The sequence below is a fragment of the Pseudomonas mercuritolerans genome, from assembly GCF_025706525.1.
Classification (GTDB): Bacteria; Pseudomonadota; Gammaproteobacteria; order Pseudomonadales; family Pseudomonadaceae; genus Aquipseudomonas; species Aquipseudomonas mercuritolerans.
The window spans coordinates 714,606-732,711 of sequence record NZ_JAMSHA010000002.1 but is presented as its reverse complement, the minus strand read 5'-3'; the positions used below and the strand labels follow the sequence as shown (position 1 = coordinate 732,711).

Below are 18,106 nucleotides of genomic sequence, written 5' to 3'. Positions count from 1 at the left end.
AGTCTCAGTGCTAGGCTTGCGCCCACTGCAAAGTTTGAGAGGAGCTCCAACCAATGCTCAACAGCGTTGAATTAGACAATTTTGGTCCGTTACAGAAAATTCGTTGGAGCAAGCTCTCAAATCTGAATTTGATTATCGGAGCAAACAGCGCTGGCAAAACCTTTTTGCTCAAAGCGCTGTACTGCACGATGCGGACGATTGAAGAGTACCAGCGCGGGAACGACCAGCGATCCGCGGCTGATATCTTGACCGACAAACTTTACTGGACCTTCCAGACAGAAAAAATTGGCGATCTGGTATCAAAAGGCGCGGACGCTCCTCTTTCTTGCAAGGTCAAAGTGGATGGACGCGAATTCCGTTACGGCTTTGGTAAAGACACAGCGAAGAACATCGCCTCCCTAGAAAGCCACGTCCCACCACGAGCCAGCAATTCAATCTTTCTCCCTCCTAAAGAAGTGTTGTCGCTTCAACACATTATTTTGAAGAGTCGCGATGTCGACAAAGACTTCGGTTTCGATGATACCTATTACGATCTGGCTAAGGCATTACGTCTTTTGCCAACAAAAGGAAATAACCACACGCATTTTGTAAAGGCACGAACCAGCCTAGAGGAAATGTTCGGCGGTAAGGTAATTTTTGATTCTCGTACGAATCGCTGGCAATTCAGAAAGCAAAATCAAAAATTCCAGATTGGCTCAACAGCTGAAGGCATCAAGAAAATAGCGATTCTCGACACCTTGCTGGGCAATCGCTACCTGACTAAAGACTCGGTGGTTTTCATTGACGAGCCCGAATCAGCCCTGCATCCGATCGCAATTACCAAACTAATCGAGATTATCGTAACGCTTGCCGACAGTGGCATTCAGTTCTTTATCGCAAGCCATTCGTACTTTGTTATCAAGGCTCTTTATCTCGCAGCTCAAAAACGACAAATGTCTATTCCGGTTTTGTCAAACATCGCGGGAGATTGGTTAGACGATGACCTCCTGAAGGGCATGCCGAACAATCCGATTGTCGATGAATCGATTCGTCTCTACGAGGAAGAAGTGGAGTTGGCGCTGGGATGACTATTTCAATCCAAGAATCCGGAATGAGCTTTGGCCCTTATTCCAAAGACAAATGTTTCCCCATTGAAAAAAGTCAGCTTTTCACTAACCTCGGCAAAGGATTGAAGGTCTGTGAGTTTGTGGTTCTACGAGATGCGACAAACAACACTCTGGCGGCATGGTTTATAGAGGCAAAATCAAGTGCGCCACGAGAGCATGCGATCTACGTCGAGGAAATCCGCCAGAAACTTACGAACTCGGTGCAGTTGACGTTCGCTGCTTGCTTGAAACGACATGACGATCCGGATGAATCTCTACCACTGGAATTCCAGAGCTTAGATCTAGGCAAATGCCCGGTAAAGTGCGTATTGGTGATCCGTAACTTTCGAAAAGAATGGATTCCGCCGTTACAGGAGTCTTTGAGTAGAGAAATGAGGGGACTGGTGAAGACCATGGGGTTTAGTCCCACATCGGTAGTTGTCATCAATGACGAAAAGGCTCGCGAACTAAAACTGATTGCCTGACACGACGTTGACATCGCTATGACCGGTTTGTAGACAGGTGGCTGTCACTACGGACACATCCGCTATCACTTCAGCGCAGTTTTGCAGGACATCGGTCACTGTCACTACTCGACCTGCCGCAAGGGCAGCGGCGGCATCATCACCAGTTGGATCATCGTGCCAGCGGCGGGCCTCCAATGGCTGGCCGGGACGCGCCGGGCGAAGCCAAAGAAACCCTCGATTAAAACACCGACAGATCCAGCGGCCGCACCACGCCCATCCAGATCGCGTGTTCGGTGTGGTCGAGCAAGTCATCGCCAGTGTCCGGATGCAGGAACACCACCAGGCCTTTGCGGTTGAGCGCCAGCCACGGCAGCACCTCGCCGATCAGCTCGGGGCCGAAAGCCAGTTGGCAGCTCCAGTCGGGGTGCGGCCCTACCGGGCGTTCGTGCACGCGGCCCATTTTCAACGCAAACAACTGCGCGGCCTGTTCGCACAAGGCCCGCGCCTGGTCGATGGTTAGTGCGTCGAAATAGACATGGGCGTGATAGCCCTTGATCCCTTGCATCGTGTCGCCTCTCAATCGGTTCGAACCCTTGGCTGTTTCCACCGTCACAGGTCATACAGGACAAATATAAGGAAAACAGCCATGAAAAATGCCGAGACCCCAGTGGTCAAAGTGGTGCTTTATGGTGCCATGGCCAGCCTGGGCGGTGCATTGATGGCTGAATTGCTCCGTCGGCAACACGAAGTCATCGCCATTCTCGACGATCTCACCGCACTTGCGCCGCGTCCGGGGTTGCGCACCAAGACCGGCGATCTGTTCGATGCCGAGCGGGTCAATCAAAGCGTCGCCGGAAGCTCGGCGGTGATCTGCCTGCTGGACGCTCCGGGGTTGCCGTTCAGCAGCGACCACGTTGAGCGCTCGGTGACGCTGGGGCCGGTGGAACAAGTGCTGGCAGTCGACGCCTTGGTCGAAGGTTTGCAACTGGCCAGCGTGCCGCGCCTGTTTCTGGTCGGCAACTTCGGTGTGCTCGACGAGCCAGAAAATGACGAGCGCCTGCAACGTCACGCTGCCGAAGAAATCCTCGAGGCGGTACAAAGCAGCTCACTGCGCTGGACCCTGGTCAATGCGCCCCATGGCGTTGCCGGGTTGACCATCGAGCACTTCAGTCAGGTGGGCGGCAATCTCGAACCGGGGCTGGCCGAACCGCTGGAGCGCCTGAACCGTGTCGCGGTGGGCATCGCCGATGAGCTGCGGTTGAATCTGCATGTGGGGCAGCATGTGAATTTTGTGGCGGCTTCTGATTCGTAAAAGATCGTCCGATCTTTTGCTCTTCATACCGCAATAGAAGGCAACGCCAACCCGTTCAACGATTCCGCACTGCTGGCCTGCTCGGCCATCAACCAGTCAACGAACAGTTGAATCAACGCACCCCGACGCTTGCGTTGCGGCAACACCACGTAATACCCCAGCCGCGACAGAGTAGTTTCGGCCAGAGGCCGGCACAGCAAACCCTGCACCAGCAAGTTATCCACAAGGTGACGCCAACCGATCGCCACGCCTTGTCCGCCAATCGCCGCTTGAATCAACAGAGTGTAATTGTCGAAGCGCAACTGCCCCGGCGCCGGCGGTGTAGTGAGGCCAAGTTGACGGAACAGCCCGCTCCAGTCGAACCAGTTGCTGCTGTTTTCGCCGCGCAGGTGTAGCAGCGGAAATTCCAGCAGGGCCTGAGCGGGCAACGGCAATGAACGCTCCTTGAGCAGCAGCGGACTGCACACCGGGAATACTTCTTCGCTGAACAACCAGTGGCTCTCGCCCTGCTTGAATCGACCATCGCCAAACAGGATCGCCACGTCGATGTCGGTGCGCAGCATGTTGTGGTTGCGCTCGCTGGTGACCAGGCTGACATCAATGTGCGGATTGGCCTCATGGAAGCGATGCAGGCGCGGCATCAGCCAATAAGCGGCGAAAGCAAAATCCGTGGCCACTTGCAGCACTTCATGTTGCTGCTGAGTGCTGATTGCGCTTAATCCTGCGTCGATATTCTGCAAACCGAGGGTTACTTGCTGGAAAAGCAGGCTGCCCACCTCGGTCAATTCGATGCCGCGGTAGATCCGATCGAACAGCCGTGTGCCGAGCTGTTCTTCCAAACGTTTCATCTGCTGGCTGATCGCCGGCTGCGTGGTGCCAAGTTCGACCGCAGCAGCGGTAAAACTGCGATGGCGGGCCGCCGCTTCAAAAGCGCGCAGCAGATCTAGGGACAGGTCACCGAGGGCGTCATACATAAGCTGTGCTTATCCTAGTCATTGTCGGGCGCGGGCTTTACCGAAGGAGGCATGGGATCCATCCTCGATCACAGCACTCTCGCATAAATATTCAACATGGAATGCCGCGATCACATGAAGCGCAAGAACATTCTTTTCATCATGGCCGATCAAATGGCCGCGCCAATGTTGCCGTTCTACGGCCCATCGCCGATCAAACTGCCGAATCTGTCCCGCCTCGCCGCCCAAGGCGTGGTGTTCGATGCTGCCTATTGCAACAGCCCGCTATGCGCGCCGTCGCGCTTCACCCTGGTCAGTGGGCAGTTGCCGAGCAAGATCGGCGCCTACGACAACGCGGCCGATTTCCCCGCCGACATTCCAACTTACGCGCATTACCTGCGGCGTCTCGGCTACCGCACCGCGCTGTCGGGCAAGATGCATTTCTGCGGGCCGGATCAGTTGCACGGTTATGAAGAACGCCTGACCAGCGACATCTACCCGGCCGATTACGGTTGGGCGGTGAACTGGGACGAGCCGGACGTGCGGCCGAGCTGGTATCACAATATGTCTTCCGTGCTGCAAGCCGGGCCGTGCGTGCGCACCAATCAGCTGGATTTCGACGAAGAGGTGGTGTTCAAGGCGCAGCAATACCTGTTCGATCACATCCGCGAGGACGGCGACCAGCCGTTCTGCCTGACCGTGTCGATGACCCACCCGCACGATCCGTACACGATTCCCAAGGCTTTCTGGGATCTGTATGACGATGCCGATATCCCGTTGCCTACAGCCTTGAACCAGGACCAACTCGATCCACACTCGCAACGTCTGCTCAAGGTTTACGACCTGTGGGACAAGCCGCTGCCTGTGGATAAGATCCGCGATGCCCGTCGCGCCTACTTCGGTGCTTGCAGCTATATCGACGCCAATGTCGGCAAACTGCTGCAAACCCTTGAGGAAACCGGGCTGATCGATGACACAATCATCGTCTTCTCCGGTGACCATGGCGACATGCTCGGCGAGAAGGGCCTCTGGTACAAAATGCACTGGTTCGAGATGGCCGCGCGGGTGCCGCTGCTGATCAGCGCACCGGGACAATTCGAGGCGGGCCGGGTCAGCGCCGCGGTTTCCACCGCCGACTTGCTGCCGACGTTCGTGGATCTGGCCGGTGGCACGCTTGAGCCGGGCCTGCCACTGGACGGCCGTTCCTTGCTGCCGCACCTGCAAGGGCAGGGCGGGCATGACGAGGTGTTCGGCGAATACATGGCCGAAGGCACTGTCAGCCCGCTGATGATGATCCGCCGGGGCGCCTACAAATTTATCTACAGCGAAAGCGACCCGTGCCTACTCTTCGATGTGGATAACGATCCGCGCGAAGAGGAGGAGCTGAGCCAATCGCCGCAACATCGTCAGCTGTTCGACGATTTTCTCGCTGAAGCGCGGGCCAAGTGGGACATTCCGGCGATCCACCGGGACGTACTGGCCAGCCAGCGCCGACGCCGTTTCGTCGCCAATGCGTTAACCATCGGCAAGCTGAAGAGCTGGGACCACCAGCCGCTGGTCGATGCCAGTCAGCAGTACATGCGCAACCACATCGACCTTGATGATCTGGAGCGCAAGGCCCGTTATCCACAACCCTGCCAAAACCAATAACGTTAAGGGGAAGTCCATGCGCAAGTTATCCACAGCTGTCACCGTTGGCCTGATCGCATTGAGCAGCGCCTCGGCCTTCGCCGAGCAAAGTTGCGAAACCGTGAAAATGGCCGATCCGGGCTGGAGCGACATCGCCGCGACCAATGCCATCACCGGATTTCTGCTCGACGGCATGGGCTACAAGGCCAAGGTCGACACCCTTGCGGTGCCGATCACCTTTGGCGGATTGAAGGATGGTCAGGTTGACGTGTTTCTCGGCAACTGGATGCCGGCGCAGCAGGGCTTCTACGACAAGTTCGTCGCCACCGGTGATGTGACGCAACTGGCGAAAAATCTCGAAGGCACCGAATTCACCCTCGCCGTCCCCGACTATGTCTGGGAGGCGGGTGTGCATGATTTTGCCGACCTGAACAAATTCGCCGACAAGTTCGACAAGAAGATCTACGGCATCGGATCAGGCGCGCCGGCGAACATTTCGTTGCAGGAGATCATCAAGAAGAATGACTTCAACATGGGTCAGTGGAAGCTGATCGAGTCCAGCGAACAGGCGATGCTCGCCGAAGTGTCGCGGGCGGTGAAGAAACAGAAATTCGTCACCTTCCTCGGCTGGACCCCACACCCGATGAACGTGCAGCTGAAAATGCGTTACCTCAAGGGCGGCGAAAAATACTTCGGCGACACCGGCAACGTCTTCACTCTGACCCGCAAGGGCTACGCCGAGGCCTGCCCGAATGTGGGCAAGTTGCTGACCAATCTGGCGTTCACCCAGGACATGGAGAACAGCATCATGGCCGAGGTGGTGAACAAGAAAATCAGCAATGCCGAAGCAGCGAAGGCATGGATCAAGGCGAATCCGGCGGTGCTGGACAAGTGGCTGGATGGGGTGAAGACCGTGGATGGCAAGGATGCGTTGGTGGCGGTGAAGGCCAAGCTTTGATCTCACGGTTGCTGGGATAGCGTTCGGCTGGAGATTTTTGCCCCCTCACCCCAGCCCTCTCCCCCAAGGGGGCGAGGGGGAAAGGGAGCCGATCGCTGTTGAATCAAAACTTGCGTTCAACGCCGAAATCGCAGGTCGGTGAATCTTCAACAAACAGCTCGGTCAGTCCCCTCTCCCTCAGGGAGAGGGCTAGGGTGAGGGGCTTTTACACCTGACACCCTGATAACCTTGAACAAAACCCCAACCGCGAGGACCCATGGCCCTACCCAGCCGCCATTCACTTTTTCCTTTCCTGAGCTGGCTGCCACGGCAAACCCGTGCCAGCGTCGGGCGGGACCTGATCGTCGGCCTCAGCGGTGCGATTCTCGCCTTACCCCAGTCGATTGCCTACGCACTGATTGCCGGGCTGCCACCGGAATACGGACTCTATGCGGCGATCATCCCGGTGTTGATCGCCTGCCTGTGGGGTTCGTCATGGCATCTGATCTGCGGCCCGACGGCGGCGATTTCCATCGTGCTGTACGCCAGCGTCAGCCCGCTCGCCGTGCCTGCGTCTGAGGACTACATCACCCTGATCCTGCTGCTGACGTTCCTCGCCGGGATTTTCCAGTGGTTGCTCGGCTTGCTGCGCTTTGGCGCACTGGTGAATTTCGTTTCGCATTCGGTGGTGCTCGGCTTCACCCTCGGTGCTGCGGTGGTCATCGCCATCGGGCAGTTGCCCAACTTGCTCGGCCTGGAGTTGCCGGCCAACACCACCGCGCTCGCCAGCCTGATGGATCTGCTGCGACATCTGGGGGCTGTGGATAAACCTTCGCTGATCCTTGGCGTCGCCACGGTAATCGTCGGTGTGGCCCTGAAAAAACTCCTGCCGCGCTGGCCGACGCTGTTGCTCACGCTGGTGCTGGCCAGTCTGCTGGTGTGGATCTGGCCGGCGATGTTTGGTCACGTGCATCTGGTCAGCGCTTTCGTCGGACGCCTGCCGCCGCTGAGCGCCTTGCCGCTGGATCTGGAGGTGATCCTGCGCCTGCTGCCGAGCGCCGTGGCGGTGGGCATGCTCGGGCTGGTCACCAGTCTGTCGATCGCCCGTTCGATATCGGCGCGCTCGCAACAGTTGCTCGACGCCAATCAGGAAGTCCGCGCACAGGGTCTGTCGAACATCGTCGGTGCGTTCTTTTCCGGGTCGCTGTCCGCCGGATCGTTTACCCGCTCGGGATTGAGTTATGAGGCGGGTGCCTGCTCGCCGCTGGCCGGGGTATTTTCGGCGCTCTGGGTGGCGCTGTTCGCGGTGTTCGGCGCCGGGCTGATCGCGCACATTCCGATCCCCGCCATGGCCGGCAGCATCCTGTTGATTGCCTGGGGTCTGGTCGATCACCGGGGCATTCGCGCTTTGCTGCGAGTCAGCCGTGCCGAGTTCGTGGTCATGGCCCTGACCTGTCTCGCGACCTTGCTGCTGGAATTGCAGACGGCGATTTACGCCGGGGTGCTGGCGTCGTTGTTCTTTTACCTCAAGCGCACCTCGCAACCACGGGTGCAGCATTGGCGCGACGGTGACGACGATGTGTTGCGCGTGGGTGGTTCGATCTTCTTCGGCGCCAGCCATTACCTGCAAGTGCGCCTGCAACGCCTGCATGGCGCGCGGGTGGTGATCGAGGCACAGCAGATCAACTTCATCGATTATTCAGGGGTAGAGATGCTGCATCAGGAAGCGCGACGCCTGCTGGGCCAGGGTCGCAGCCTGACCTTGCGCCGGGCGCGGCCGCCAGTGGTGGAGGAACTGAGGAAGCTGGAGGGGGCGGAGAAGTGCCCGATCAGGTTTGAGGATTGAGCTGACATTGGTGGTGATGCGATTCGCGAGCAGGCTCGCTCCCACATTGATCGCATTTCAATGTGGGAGCAAAAGTTAAAGGGCTAGCTGGCGGCGCAGCTCGGCGAGTACCGGCGCGGTATCCGGGCGTACGCCGCGCCACAGCAGGAACGCCTCGGCCGCCTGCTCGGCGAGCATGCCCAGACCATCCATCGCCAGCGCCGCGCCGTGCTCAGTGGCCCAGCGGCAGAACGCGGTCGGTTCCTTGCCGTACATCATGTCGTAGCACAGGGTCTGACCCGGCTCGATCAGGCTTGGTGCAATTGGCGGCACGTCGCCGGTCAGGCTGGCGGAGGTGGCGTTGATGATCACGTCCACCGGCTCGCGCAGCCAGTCGAAACCACTGGCCGACACCGGCCCCAGATCGCCGAACAATTCCGCCAGCAGCTCAGCCTTGTCCACCGTGCGATTGGCGATGATCACCGAGGCCGGTTTCTCCGCCAGCAAAGGCTCCAGTGCCCCGCGCACCGCGCCTCCAGCACCGAGCAAAAGGATGCGCTTGCCGGTCAGGCTGAAACCGGCATTCACCGTCAGATCGCGGACCAGGCCCGCGCCATCGGTGTTGTCGCCGAGCAGTGAACCATCGTCCAGTTTGCTCAAGGTGTTCACAGCACCGGCGCGCTGCGCGCGGGCGGTCAGGCTGTTGGCCAGACGGTACGCGTCTTCCTTGAACGGCACTGTCACGTTGGCGCCGCGCCCTTCGCGAAAGAACGCCGTGGCGCAGCCGGCAAAATCCTCCAGCGGCGCGAGCAGCGTGCTGTAATCGAGGCGCTGGCCGGTCTGTTCGGCGAACAACTGGTGAATCATCGGCGACTTGCTGTGGCCGATCGGGTTACCAAAAACGACATAACGATCCATCACCCGTCCTCAGGCCTCGGCCAGCCAGTCGCGATCCTGCAGGAAGTACTCGGTCAGGCGCGCTTCTGCGCTGCCCGGCTCGGCCTTCCAGTCATAACCCCAGCGCACTTGCGGCGGCAGCGACATCAGAATCGATTCGGTACGGCCACCCGACTGCAGGCCGAACAGCGTGCCACGGTCGTAAACCAGGTTGAATTCGACGTAGCGGCCACGGCGAAATTCCTGGAATTCGCGCTGCTGAGCGGTGAAGGCGTCGTTCTTGCGCCGCTGCACGATCGGCAGGTAGGCCTCGATATAGGCATCGCCGATGGCGCGCATGAAGGCGAAGCTCGTGTCGAAATCCCACTCGTTCAGATCATCGAAGAACAGACCGCCAATGCCGCGCGGCTCATGGCGATGCTTGATGTGGAAGTAGGTGTCGCACCAGGCCTTGTAGCGCGGATAGACGTCCGCACCGAACGGCGCACAGGCTTGCTCGGCGACGCGGTGCCAATGAATGCAGTCTTCTTCAACGCCGTAGTAAGGGGTCAGGTCGAAACCGCCGCCGAACCACCAGACCGGTTCTTCGCCTTCTTTTTCAGCAATGAAAAAACGCACGTTGGCGTGGGAGGTCGGCACATGCGGGTTGTGCGGGTGGATCACCAGCGACACGCCGAGCGCCTCGAAGCCACGCCCGGCCAGTTCCGGCCGATGGGCGCTGGCCGAGGGCGGCAGGCCGCTGCCGAACACGTGGGAAAAATTGACGCCGCCCTTTTCGATCAGCGTGCCGTTGTCCAGCACGCGGGTGCGCCCGCCACCGCCCGCCGGCCGGGCCCAGGCGTCTTCGACGAAGCATTTGCCGCCGTCTTCGGTTTCCAGTGCAGCGCAGATGCGGTCTTGCAGATCGAGCAGATAGGCCTTTACGGCGTCGGTGCGGGTCGTCATGGCTTCACCTTGAATCGGGCGGCGCCCGGGCAGGCGGGCGGCGCAAATGGGCGCGTAGCATACCATCGCAGACCGGCGCGCCGCAGTTGACGAAGATCAAGCAGGGGAGTTGGATAGAGGGCTTAGCAACGACCCAAGGAGAGCAGGCAGATGGCAAAGCGTATCCAGTTCCGCGCCCACGGCGGTCCCGAAGTGCTCGAATATGTTGACTACGAACCCGCTGCGCCCGGGCCGAATCAGGTGCGCGTGGCCAACCAGGCGATCGGCCTGAATTTCATCGACACCTATTACCGCAGCGGCCTCTACGCGCCACCGGCGTTGCCGTCCGGCCTGGGTTCGGAAGGCGCCGGCACGGTCGAAGCGGTGGGCAGCGACGTCACCCGGTTCAAGGTTGGCGATCGCGTGGCATACGGCAGCGGCCCGCTCGGCGCCTACAGCCAGTTGCATGTGCTGCCGCAGGACAATCTGGTGCACCTGCCCGATGAAATCAGTTTCGAAACCGCCGCCGGGGTCATGCTCAAGGGCCTGACCGTGCAATACCTGCTGCGCCAGACCTACCAACTGCAGGGCGGCGAAACCATTCTGTTCCACGCCGCAGCCGGTGGCGTCGGCTCGCTGGCCTGCCAATGGACCAAAGCGCTGGGCGTGAAGCTGATCGGCACCGTCAGCTCGAAGGAAAAAGCAGAACTGGCCAAGGCGAACGGCGCCTGGGCGACCATCGACTACAGCCATGAAAACGTTGCCGAGCGCGTGCTGGCGCTGACTGACGGCAAGAAAGTCCCGGTGGTGTATGACGGCGTCGGCAAGGACACTTGGCTCACATCCCTGGACAGCGTCGCACCACGGGGCCTGGTCGTGAGTTTCGGCAATGCTTCGGGCGCGGTAGATGGCGTCAATCTGGGCATTCTCGCCGCCAAGGGTTCGCTCTACGTCACCCGGCCTACGCTGGCGACCTACGCCAACAACGCCGAGAACCTGCAGCGCATGGCCGACGAGCTGTTCGAGATGATCATCAGTGGCAAACTGAAGGTCGACATCAGCCAGCGCCATGCACTGGCGGATGCGGCGAAAGCACAAACCGAACTGTCGGCACGGCGCACGACCGGTTCCACAATTCTGCTGCCATAACGCCTCAAGTTGATACTCGGCGAACTCTTCCATGAGTTCGCCGAGGTTCTTGTGGCTATATCAAGTACATCTTGCGGTGAAGTTTCTTCGCCGCAGGCCTGCGACCGGCAAACTTCCTGCGCAACTTCTTCGATTCATATACGAGCCATTTCTCAGCCCACTCTTCAATCACTGGCGGATCAATACTGACGGTTAAAAACATCACGATACTCCGGCTGATGCGCGTTCATGTTTACCGGCTGATCCAGGGCCATGAGGATTTGTCGCCACTCGGCAGACAACAGCCAATAATCGCCACGGGCACGTTGCTCGATATGCATTGCCTGCGAAGCGATCGGGGTCAGGCCGAAGCGCTGATACAGTTGCCGCTGTGGCGATCTGCACAAGGCCGTCACTCCCTGATATCCACGATCAATCGCCCATTCCGCAGCGGTGGCAAGCAGACCATTGACCGACACCGGCCGGTGCTGCTGGGAATGGGTGATCAGGCGGCTGAACTCGACGTGGCGCGCCAATGCCACAGTGGGAGACACATGATGCTGCGCCAGTGAAGCCCATTCGAAGGGCGCCGGGGTTGCCCGCAGCACCGCAATAAGCTGATCACGCTGATACAACAGAAAGTGCGTGCTGCGCGAGGTGATCGCCAAGCGGGTTTCCAGCGCCCGGGCTCTGGAGGTGAGCATGTAATGCTGCAATCGCAGGCGAAACTGCCGATTGATGAAGCGTTCAAATTCCCCGGCATCCGATCCTGCCTCAAGAATGGCCACACGATAGTCGGCCTGTTGATTCTTGAGTGTCTCCTGAAAGCCCTGCAGATAATCCTTGAGGTGTAAATCCGTAATATCCATTACTTCTCCGCAGCCATTAATATTTCGAAGTTGCTTCAAGCACATTGAAAGAATGGATGCTTTTGGAAATCTCGCCACTGCACGCGTTCTGATAATCACGTGGGAAAACTTACAGATATTTCAGACTCAAAGATTCGTCTGACGCATGCAAGAACAATTGCAACAGACAGGCTTGAAACAGCTGCAGAAATAATTGCAGGCATGTGCAAAACTCCTCGCCGATACCGCCGAGGAGTGCGCACAAAACACAAAAGAATTGGTGTCAGTCAGGACGAATGACGTCACCGCTCGCCAGGTCGCGGATCACGCTGGGATTCTTGCGCCCGCCAAGGCTGCCGCCGAGCACCAGATCGACCTGCCCACGAAAATACTGCTCGATGCGCAAACGCGTGCGCGCCGGCGGTCGCCCCTGTGGGTTGGCCGATGTCGAAATCAGCGGCCCGACCAGCGAGCACAGGTCGCGCACCTGCGGGTGATCGCTGACCCGCAGCGCCACGGTGTCATGCACGCCTGTGACCCATTCCGGTAACAGATTCTGGTGCGGCACCAGCCAGGTGTTCGGCCCCGGCCAGGTACTGGCCATGCGGTCGATCCAGTCCTGCGGGAAGTCCTCGAAGAGGAAATCGAACTGACGGATGTTGTCGGCGACTAGGATCAGCCCCTTGCTCACCGAGCGATTCTTGATCGCCAGCAAGCGGTCCACTGCGTCTTCGTTCCACGGGTCGCAACCCAGCCCCCAAACGGCTTCGGTTGGATAGGCAATCACCGCGCCGGCGCGAACTTCACGCGCGGCTTGTTGCACACGCCAACTGTTGACCATGAAAAAACTCTCCACAAACAGGTTTCGCGCAGTTTACCGATCTTCATCGTAAAACCTAGCTCGACCGCGCCAGCCAGCGACCGTTTTCGCATACCGCACGGCCTTCGATTTCCAGCTCGGTCAACGTTGCCAGCACTTTCGGCAACGCCCAGCCACAGCTCGCGGCCAAGGCCTCGCTGGTGTGCGGCGCCGCGTGCAGCAGCGCCAGCAACGGGTGATCGGCCTGCGCCGCCGCTGTGGATAACAACGGCTGCTGCCAGCCGCGCAGGGCTTCGAGGATGTGTTCGATAGTCTCCACCAGCACCGCCCCGTCGCGAATCAACTGGTGACAACCGCGCGCGCCGGGGTGATGGATCGAGCCCGGAATGGCATAAACCTCGCGGCCCTGTTCGGCTGCCAGCCGCGCGGTGATCAACGAACCGCTGGCAACGCTGGCCTCGACCACCAGCACGCCGAGGGACAAACCGCTGATGATGCGGTTGCGCCGGGGGAAGTTGCTCGGGCTCGGCCCGGCGTCCAGCGGAAACTCGGAAAGCACCGCGCTTCCTGAGGCAATCATTGCCTCAGCCAGGCGTTTATTGCGTTGTGGATAAAAATTTTCCAGGCCCGTGCCGAGCACACCCACGGTCAAGCCGCCAACATCCAGAGCAGCCTGATGGGCAGCGGCATCGATGCCCAGCGCCAGACCACTGTTGATGACAAAACCGGCCCCGGCCAGACTGCGGGAAAACGCCGCCGCCGTATCCATGCCCGGGCGCGAAGCGCGGCGGCTGCCGACCATCGCCAGTTGCGGTTTTTCCAGAATCGAAGGATCGCCGGCAACAAACAACAGCGGCGGCGGATCGGCAATTTGCGCCAGCAACGCCGGGTAATCCGCTTGGTCCCACATCAGCAAATGTTGATCGGGACGCTCTAGCCAGCGCATTGCGTGGCTGGCGCCGTCGCGCACCGTCGGACAACGCCGTGCTTCGGCACAGGCCGCCGGCAACCCGAGTGAGCGCCAGGCACTGGCCGGCGCGCTGAGGGCTTTGGACGCCGAGCCGAAGGCTTCGAGCAACTTGGCAAAACGCTTGGGACCGATATCCGGCATGCGGTGCAGGCGCAGACGCGCTTCCAGTTCCGCCAGGGAAATGGCCGTACTGACAGACAACATGAATGGATCATCCTTGATCGTTCGATGCTCCGAACCATTCGGAACAAGCTGTGGATAACTCTGTTGGTAACTTGTTAAGCAAGCTTACGGATTTCGCACCTTGTCGAGCACCGCCAGCGAGCGAGACGCGTTGAGCACCAAGCCGTAACTGAGCTTGTCGTAGGTGCGGAACACCATCAGCAGGCCGGCGCGTTCGTCGGGAATCTTCAGCGGCTGGCCAGTGATCCGGTCACGCACCGTTTCGCCGGTTTTCATCACCGCCAGAACATTGCCTTCGGCCAGACCGTCGCGTTTGCCCTTGTTCAGGGTGACCACATCCATCACACCGATCTGCGTGACGCCGCGCGGCACGTCGATGATCACGCCGTCGATGGAACGCTTCGGCGCGCTGGGCATGAACGTCGAATTGATCGAACGTTCTTCACCGCCGAACAAGCGGTCACCGAGCCGTACCTCCTGAGTGGTGCGCTGCAGGGCGAGGGTGGCGACGTCGCCTTCGGTGGCAACAACCTCGCCGCCGCCGATATCGTCGGCGTTGATGCCGAGGAATTCCTTGGTCTGCGGGTCGGTGTAGACCTTGCCCTGGCGGAAGATGCCGTACACCGGTTGCTCAGGATCGAAATGGCCGCGGGCGAAAATGCGATCACCGGTACCGCTGAGCACCCGTTCGGCATCGCCGGCGACGATGTACGGCGCCTTGTCGAAGTCTTCGGCCTTGTCGACGATGCGGTTGCTCAGCAGAAAGCTGTTGATCGATTTCAGCGGAATGCTCGGAATCGCCTCGGCCACCGGGCTGGTGCGAATCCGTGGCGAGAGCTTGATCGTGCCGCGCGACTCGCCACGATGGACGGTCAGTTGCGGCTGGCCGTTGACGTAGCTCAGCGTCAGCGTGTCGCCGGGATAGATCAGGTTGGGGTTTTCGATCTGCGGGTTGGCCCGCCACAATTGTGGCCATTGCCACGGCTCGCGCAGGTATTTGCCGGAAATGTCCCAGAGCGTGTCCCCGGAAACCACCGTGTATTGCTGTGGAAAACCATCCCTGAGTTGCACTTGCCCTTGTGCGGCGCCGGCCGAAGCCAGAAGCAGCAGGGCGAGTAGTGTTTTCCTCATGCAGTGAATCCCTTTATCATGTGCATTCGCGTGAATCGTCAGAGCCCCCGTGGCTCGCTTCTGTTTTTCAGAAGCTACGCTTCACAACGGTAGCCTGCATCTTCGGACCCGCCAGGCCATCGACCCGACTTTACTCAACGTGTGCAGCAATCGAAGCCTATGGCCATTTTAAACATCCTCGAATTTCCGGACCCGCGTCTGCGCACTATCGCCAAACCAGTGGCTGTAGTGGACGACGAAGTGCGTCAGTTGGTCGACGACATGTTTGAAACAATGTATGAAGCGCCGGGCATCGGCCTCGCCGCGACCCAGGTCAACGTGCACAAACGTATCGTCGTGATGGACCTGTCCGAAGACCGCACCGAGCCACGGGTGTTCATCAACCCCGAGTTCGAACCGCTGACCGACGAGATGGACCAGTATCAGGAAGGCTGTCTCTCGGTACCGGGCTTCTACGAAAACGTCGACCGCCCGCAGAAGGTCAAAATCAAGGCGCTGGACCGCGACGGCAAGCCCTATGAGCTGATCGCCGAAGGCCTGCTCGCGGTGTGCATCCAGCACGAATGCGACCACCTCAACGGCAAATTGTTCGTCGATTACCTGTCCACGCTCAAACGCGACCGGATCAAGAAGAAGCTGGAAAAGCTGCACCGCCAGAACGCTTGATGCCCCTCTTCAAAGGCTTGCTGCGGCAAGCCTTTTTCTTTTTATGAGACGCCTTTCATGACTGAGCCACTGCGCATTGTTTTTGCCGGTACCCCGGAATTTGCCGCCGAACACCTCAAGGCCCTGCTGAGCAGCCCGTACGAGATCGTCGCGGTCTACACCCAGCCGGATCGCCCGGCCGGCCGCGGGCAAAAACTCATGCCGAGCCCGGTCAAACAGTTAGCGTTGGAAAATAATATCCCGGTGTTGCAGCCGCCGACCTTGCGCAATGCCGACGCCCAGGCAGAGCTGGCCGCGCTGAAGCCTGATCTGATGGTGGTGGTCGCCTACGGTTTGATCCTGCCGCAAGCGGTGCTGGATATTCCGCGTCTGGGCTGCATCAACAGCCATGCATCGCTGCTCCCGCGCTGGCGCGGTGCGGCGCCGATCCAGCGCGCGGTCGAACACGGCGATGCCGAAAGCGGTGTAACCGTGATGCGCATGGAGGCCGGGCTGGATACCGGGCCGATGCTGCTCAAGGTCGTCACGCCGATAAGCGCTGAAGATACCGGCGGCACCCTGCATGATCGCCTCGCCGAGATGGGTCCGCCCGCTGTGGTGCAGGCGATTGCCGGTCTGGCTGCCGGCACCCTGCAAGGTGAGGTGCAGAATGACGAACTCGCAACCTACGCACACAAACTCAACAAAGACGAAGCACGCATCGACTGGAACCGTCCGGCGCTGGAGCTGGAACGTCTGGTCCGCGCCTTCAATCCATGGCCGATCACCCACAGCACGCTCAATGGCGAAGCGTTGAAAGTGCTGGCCGCGACAGTGGCCGAAGGCAATGGCGCCCCAGGTGAAATCCTCAGCGCCAGCAAGGACGGGCTGATCGTCGCCTGCGGTGCCCAAGCGCTGTGCCTGACCCGCCTGCAATTGCCAGGCGGCAAGGCGCTGAACTTCAGCGACCTGTTCAACAGCCGCCGCGAGAAATTCGCCGTCGGCAGCGTCCTCGGCGCAGCGGTGGATGCGCAATGAATCCGCGTCTGGCCGCCGCCAAGGCACTCGCTGCCGTACTCAGCGGCAAAGCCTCGCTGAACAGCTCCCTGCCGACGCAACTGGACAAGGTCGAGGATCGCGATCGCGGTTTCACTCAGGACCTGGCCTTCGGCACCGCACGCTGGCAGCCACGCCTGTCTGCACTGGCGGAAAAACTCCTGCAGAAACCGTTCAAGGCCGCCGACGCTGATGTCGAGGCGTTGCTGCTGGTTGGTCTGTATCAATTGCTCTACACCCGCGTGCCGGCTCACGCCGCCATCGGCGAAACCGTCGGCTGCGCAGACAAGCTGAAAAAGCCTTGGGCCAAAGGTCTGCTCAACGCGGTGCTGCGCAATGCCCAGCGCGAAAGCGAGACGATCTTCGCCGAACTGGAACGCGACCCGGTGGTGCGCACTGCTCACCCGCGCTGGCTGCAAAAATCCCTGAAGGCCTTCTGGCCCGAGCAGTGGGAAGCGATCTGCGCAGCGAATAACGCGCATCCGCCAATGATCCTGCGGGTCAACCGCCGTCATCACAGCCGCGATGCTTATCTTGCGTTGCTGGGCGAAGCCGGGATCGCCGCGACACCGTGCGTTTACAGCCGCGACGGCATCGTCCTCGAAGCTGCTGCCGACGTGCGCAGCCTGCCGGGTTTCGCCGAAGGCTGGATCAGCGTGCAGGACGAAGCCGCGCAACTGGCCGCCGACTTGCTTGATCTGGCCCCGGGGCAGCGGGTGCTCGACGCCTGCTGCGCCCCCGGCGGCAAGACCTGCCACATCCTTGAAGCCGAACCGGCCCTGGCCGGGGTGGTGGCGGTGGATCTGGAGGCCAAGCGTCTGGTGCGCGTGAAGGAAAACCTTGAGCGCCTCGGCCTCAACGCTGAGTTGATCGCCGCCGACGGTCGCGATATCGACAAATGGTGGGACGGCAAACCGTTCCAGCGCATCCTGCTCGATGCGCCATGCTCGGCCACCGGCGTGATCCGCCGCCATCCGGACATCAAGCTGACCCGCCAGCCGGACGACATCGTCGCCCTCGCGCAATTGCAAGGCGAACTGCTCGACGCCATGTGGAAAACCCTTGAAGTCGGCGGCATCCTGCTCTACGCCACCTGCTCGACGCTGCCGACCGAGAACACCGAAGTCATCGCTGCGTTTCTCGAACGCACCCCCGGCGCGCGGGAACTCGATCTGGCCACCGCGGCCGGCATCAAGCAGCCCCATGGTCGCCAGTTGCTGGCCCAGCAGGGCGGGCATGACGGCTTCTACTACGCCAAGCTGATCAAGATCGCCGCCGCGCGCGGCTAAACGGATT

The 18,106-nt window shown here is 60.1% G+C and carries 18 protein-coding genes and 1 pseudogene; 11 read left to right on the top strand and 8 right to left on the bottom strand.

Going from position 1 to position 18,106, the window contains the following annotated elements:
* Positions 1-53: 53 nt before the first annotated feature.
* From ND528_RS08110 to ND528_RS08100, 3 genes and pseudogenes are all read left to right on the top strand, one after another.
* Positions 54-1,067: an AAA family ATPase gene (locus ND528_RS08110; RefSeq protein WP_263470061.1), complete on the top strand. Its 1,014-nt coding sequence runs from the start codon at positions 54-56 to the stop codon at positions 1,065-1,067.
* Positions 1,064-1,570, top strand: a complete 507-nt coding sequence (locus ND528_RS08105) for a hypothetical protein (protein ID WP_263470060.1) — start codon at positions 1,064-1,066, stop codon at positions 1,568-1,570. The genes ND528_RS08110 and ND528_RS08105 overlap by 4 nt, the downstream gene beginning before the upstream one ends.
* Positions 1,571-1,603: 33 nt before the next feature.
* Positions 1,604-1,762, top strand: a pseudogene (locus ND528_RS08100) (GFA family protein); the annotation flags it as partial.
* A gap of 28 nt (positions 1,763-1,790) precedes the next feature.
* Here the strand turns inward: ND528_RS08100 and ND528_RS08095 are convergent.
* A complete protein-coding gene (locus tag ND528_RS08095; RefSeq protein WP_263470059.1) occupies positions 1,791-2,117 on the bottom strand; it encodes a DOPA 4,5-dioxygenase family protein in 327 nt (108 codons plus the stop codon).
* 81 nt (positions 2,118-2,198) lie between these two features.
* Between ND528_RS08095 and ND528_RS08090 the strand changes: the two genes are divergently transcribed.
* Positions 2,199-2,864: an NAD(P)-dependent oxidoreductase gene (locus ND528_RS08090; RefSeq protein ID WP_016772367.1), complete on the top strand. Its 666-nt coding sequence runs from the start codon at positions 2,199-2,201 to the stop codon at positions 2,862-2,864.
* A 23-nt stretch (positions 2,865-2,887) separates the two neighbouring features.
* Here ND528_RS08090 and ND528_RS08085 read toward each other — a convergent pair whose 3' ends face one another.
* A complete protein-coding gene (locus tag ND528_RS08085; protein WP_263470058.1) occupies positions 2,888-3,838 on the bottom strand; it encodes a choline sulfate utilization transcriptional regulator in 951 nt (316 codons plus the stop codon).
* A 114-nt stretch (positions 3,839-3,952) separates the two neighbouring features.
* On the opposite strand from ND528_RS08085, the gene betC reads away from it, so the two are divergent.
* The 3 genes from betC to ND528_RS08070 all read left to right on the top strand — a co-directional run bounded on the left by betC (position 3,953) and on the right by ND528_RS08070 (position 8,229).
* Positions 3,953-5,467 (top strand): choline-sulfatase, encoded by a 1,515-nt coding sequence (gene betC, locus ND528_RS08080; protein ID WP_263470057.1) that lies wholly within the window; start codon positions 3,953-3,955, stop codon positions 5,465-5,467.
* A 16-nt stretch (positions 5,468-5,483) separates the two neighbouring features.
* Positions 5,484-6,404, top strand: coding sequence for a choline ABC transporter substrate-binding protein (choX, locus tag ND528_RS08075; protein ID WP_130910444.1), 921 nt, complete (start codon positions 5,484-5,486; stop codon positions 6,402-6,404).
* A gap of 256 nt (positions 6,405-6,660) precedes the next feature.
* The gene (locus tag ND528_RS08070) at positions 6,661-8,229 is read left to right on the top strand and encodes a SulP family inorganic anion transporter (protein ID WP_263470056.1); all 1,569 of its coding nucleotides are present in this window, start codon (positions 6,661-6,663) and stop codon (positions 8,227-8,229) included.
* 75 nt (positions 8,230-8,304) lie between these two features.
* Here ND528_RS08070 and aroE read toward each other — a convergent pair whose 3' ends face one another.
* Both aroE and hemF read right to left on the bottom strand, forming a co-directional pair.
* Positions 8,305-9,126 (bottom strand): shikimate dehydrogenase, encoded by an 822-nt coding sequence (gene aroE, locus ND528_RS08065; RefSeq protein WP_263470055.1) that lies wholly within the window; start codon positions 9,124-9,126, stop codon positions 8,305-8,307.
* 9 nt (positions 9,127-9,135) lie between these two features.
* Positions 9,136-10,050 (bottom strand): oxygen-dependent coproporphyrinogen oxidase, encoded by a 915-nt coding sequence (hemF, locus tag ND528_RS08060; protein ID WP_263470054.1) that lies wholly within the window; start codon positions 10,048-10,050, stop codon positions 9,136-9,138.
* Positions 10,051-10,200: 150 nt separating this feature from the next.
* On the opposite strand from hemF, the gene ND528_RS08055 reads away from it, so the two are divergent.
* Positions 10,201-11,178, top strand: a complete 978-nt coding sequence (locus ND528_RS08055; protein WP_137214511.1) for a quinone oxidoreductase family protein — start codon at positions 10,201-10,203, stop codon at positions 11,176-11,178.
* 179 nt (positions 11,179-11,357) lie between these two features.
* On the opposite strand, the gene ND528_RS08050 is transcribed toward ND528_RS08055, so the two are convergent.
* The 4 genes from ND528_RS08050 to ND528_RS08035 form a co-directional block, all read right to left on the bottom strand.
* A complete protein-coding gene (locus ND528_RS08050) occupies positions 11,358-12,125 on the bottom strand; it encodes a hypothetical protein (RefSeq protein WP_241662912.1) in 768 nt (255 codons plus the stop codon).
* Between the two features lie 163 nt (positions 12,126-12,288).
* On the bottom strand, positions 12,289-12,846 hold the full coding sequence (locus tag ND528_RS08045; RefSeq protein ID WP_137214509.1) for an L-threonylcarbamoyladenylate synthase: 558 nt from the start codon (positions 12,844-12,846) through the stop codon (positions 12,289-12,291).
* A gap of 55 nt (positions 12,847-12,901) precedes the next feature.
* A complete protein-coding gene (dprA, locus tag ND528_RS08040) occupies positions 12,902-13,999 on the bottom strand; it encodes a DNA-processing protein DprA (RefSeq protein WP_263470053.1) in 1,098 nt (365 codons plus the stop codon).
* Between the two features lie 84 nt (positions 14,000-14,083).
* Positions 14,084-15,109: a LysM peptidoglycan-binding domain-containing protein gene (locus ND528_RS08035; RefSeq protein WP_133335465.1), complete on the bottom strand. Its 1,026-nt coding sequence runs from the start codon at positions 15,107-15,109 to the stop codon at positions 14,084-14,086.
* 159 nt (positions 15,110-15,268) lie between these two features.
* On the opposite strand from ND528_RS08035, the gene def reads away from it, so the two are divergent.
* From def to rsmB, 3 genes are read left to right on the top strand one after another with little or no spacing between them, the layout of a single operon-like run.
* On the top strand, positions 15,269-15,775 hold the full coding sequence (def, locus tag ND528_RS08030; RefSeq protein WP_016772378.1) for a peptide deformylase: 507 nt from the start codon (positions 15,269-15,271) through the stop codon (positions 15,773-15,775).
* Between the two features lie 57 nt (positions 15,776-15,832).
* A complete protein-coding gene (gene fmt / locus ND528_RS08025; protein WP_263470052.1) occupies positions 15,833-16,792 on the top strand; it encodes a methionyl-tRNA formyltransferase in 960 nt (319 codons plus the stop codon).
* Complete coding sequence (rsmB, locus tag ND528_RS08020; RefSeq protein ID WP_263470051.1) at positions 16,789-18,099, top strand: 16S rRNA (cytosine(967)-C(5))-methyltransferase RsmB; 1,311 nt, start codon at positions 16,789-16,791, stop codon at positions 18,097-18,099. Before fmt ends, rsmB begins: the two co-directional genes overlap by 4 nt.
* Positions 18,100-18,106 lie beyond the last annotated feature (7 nt).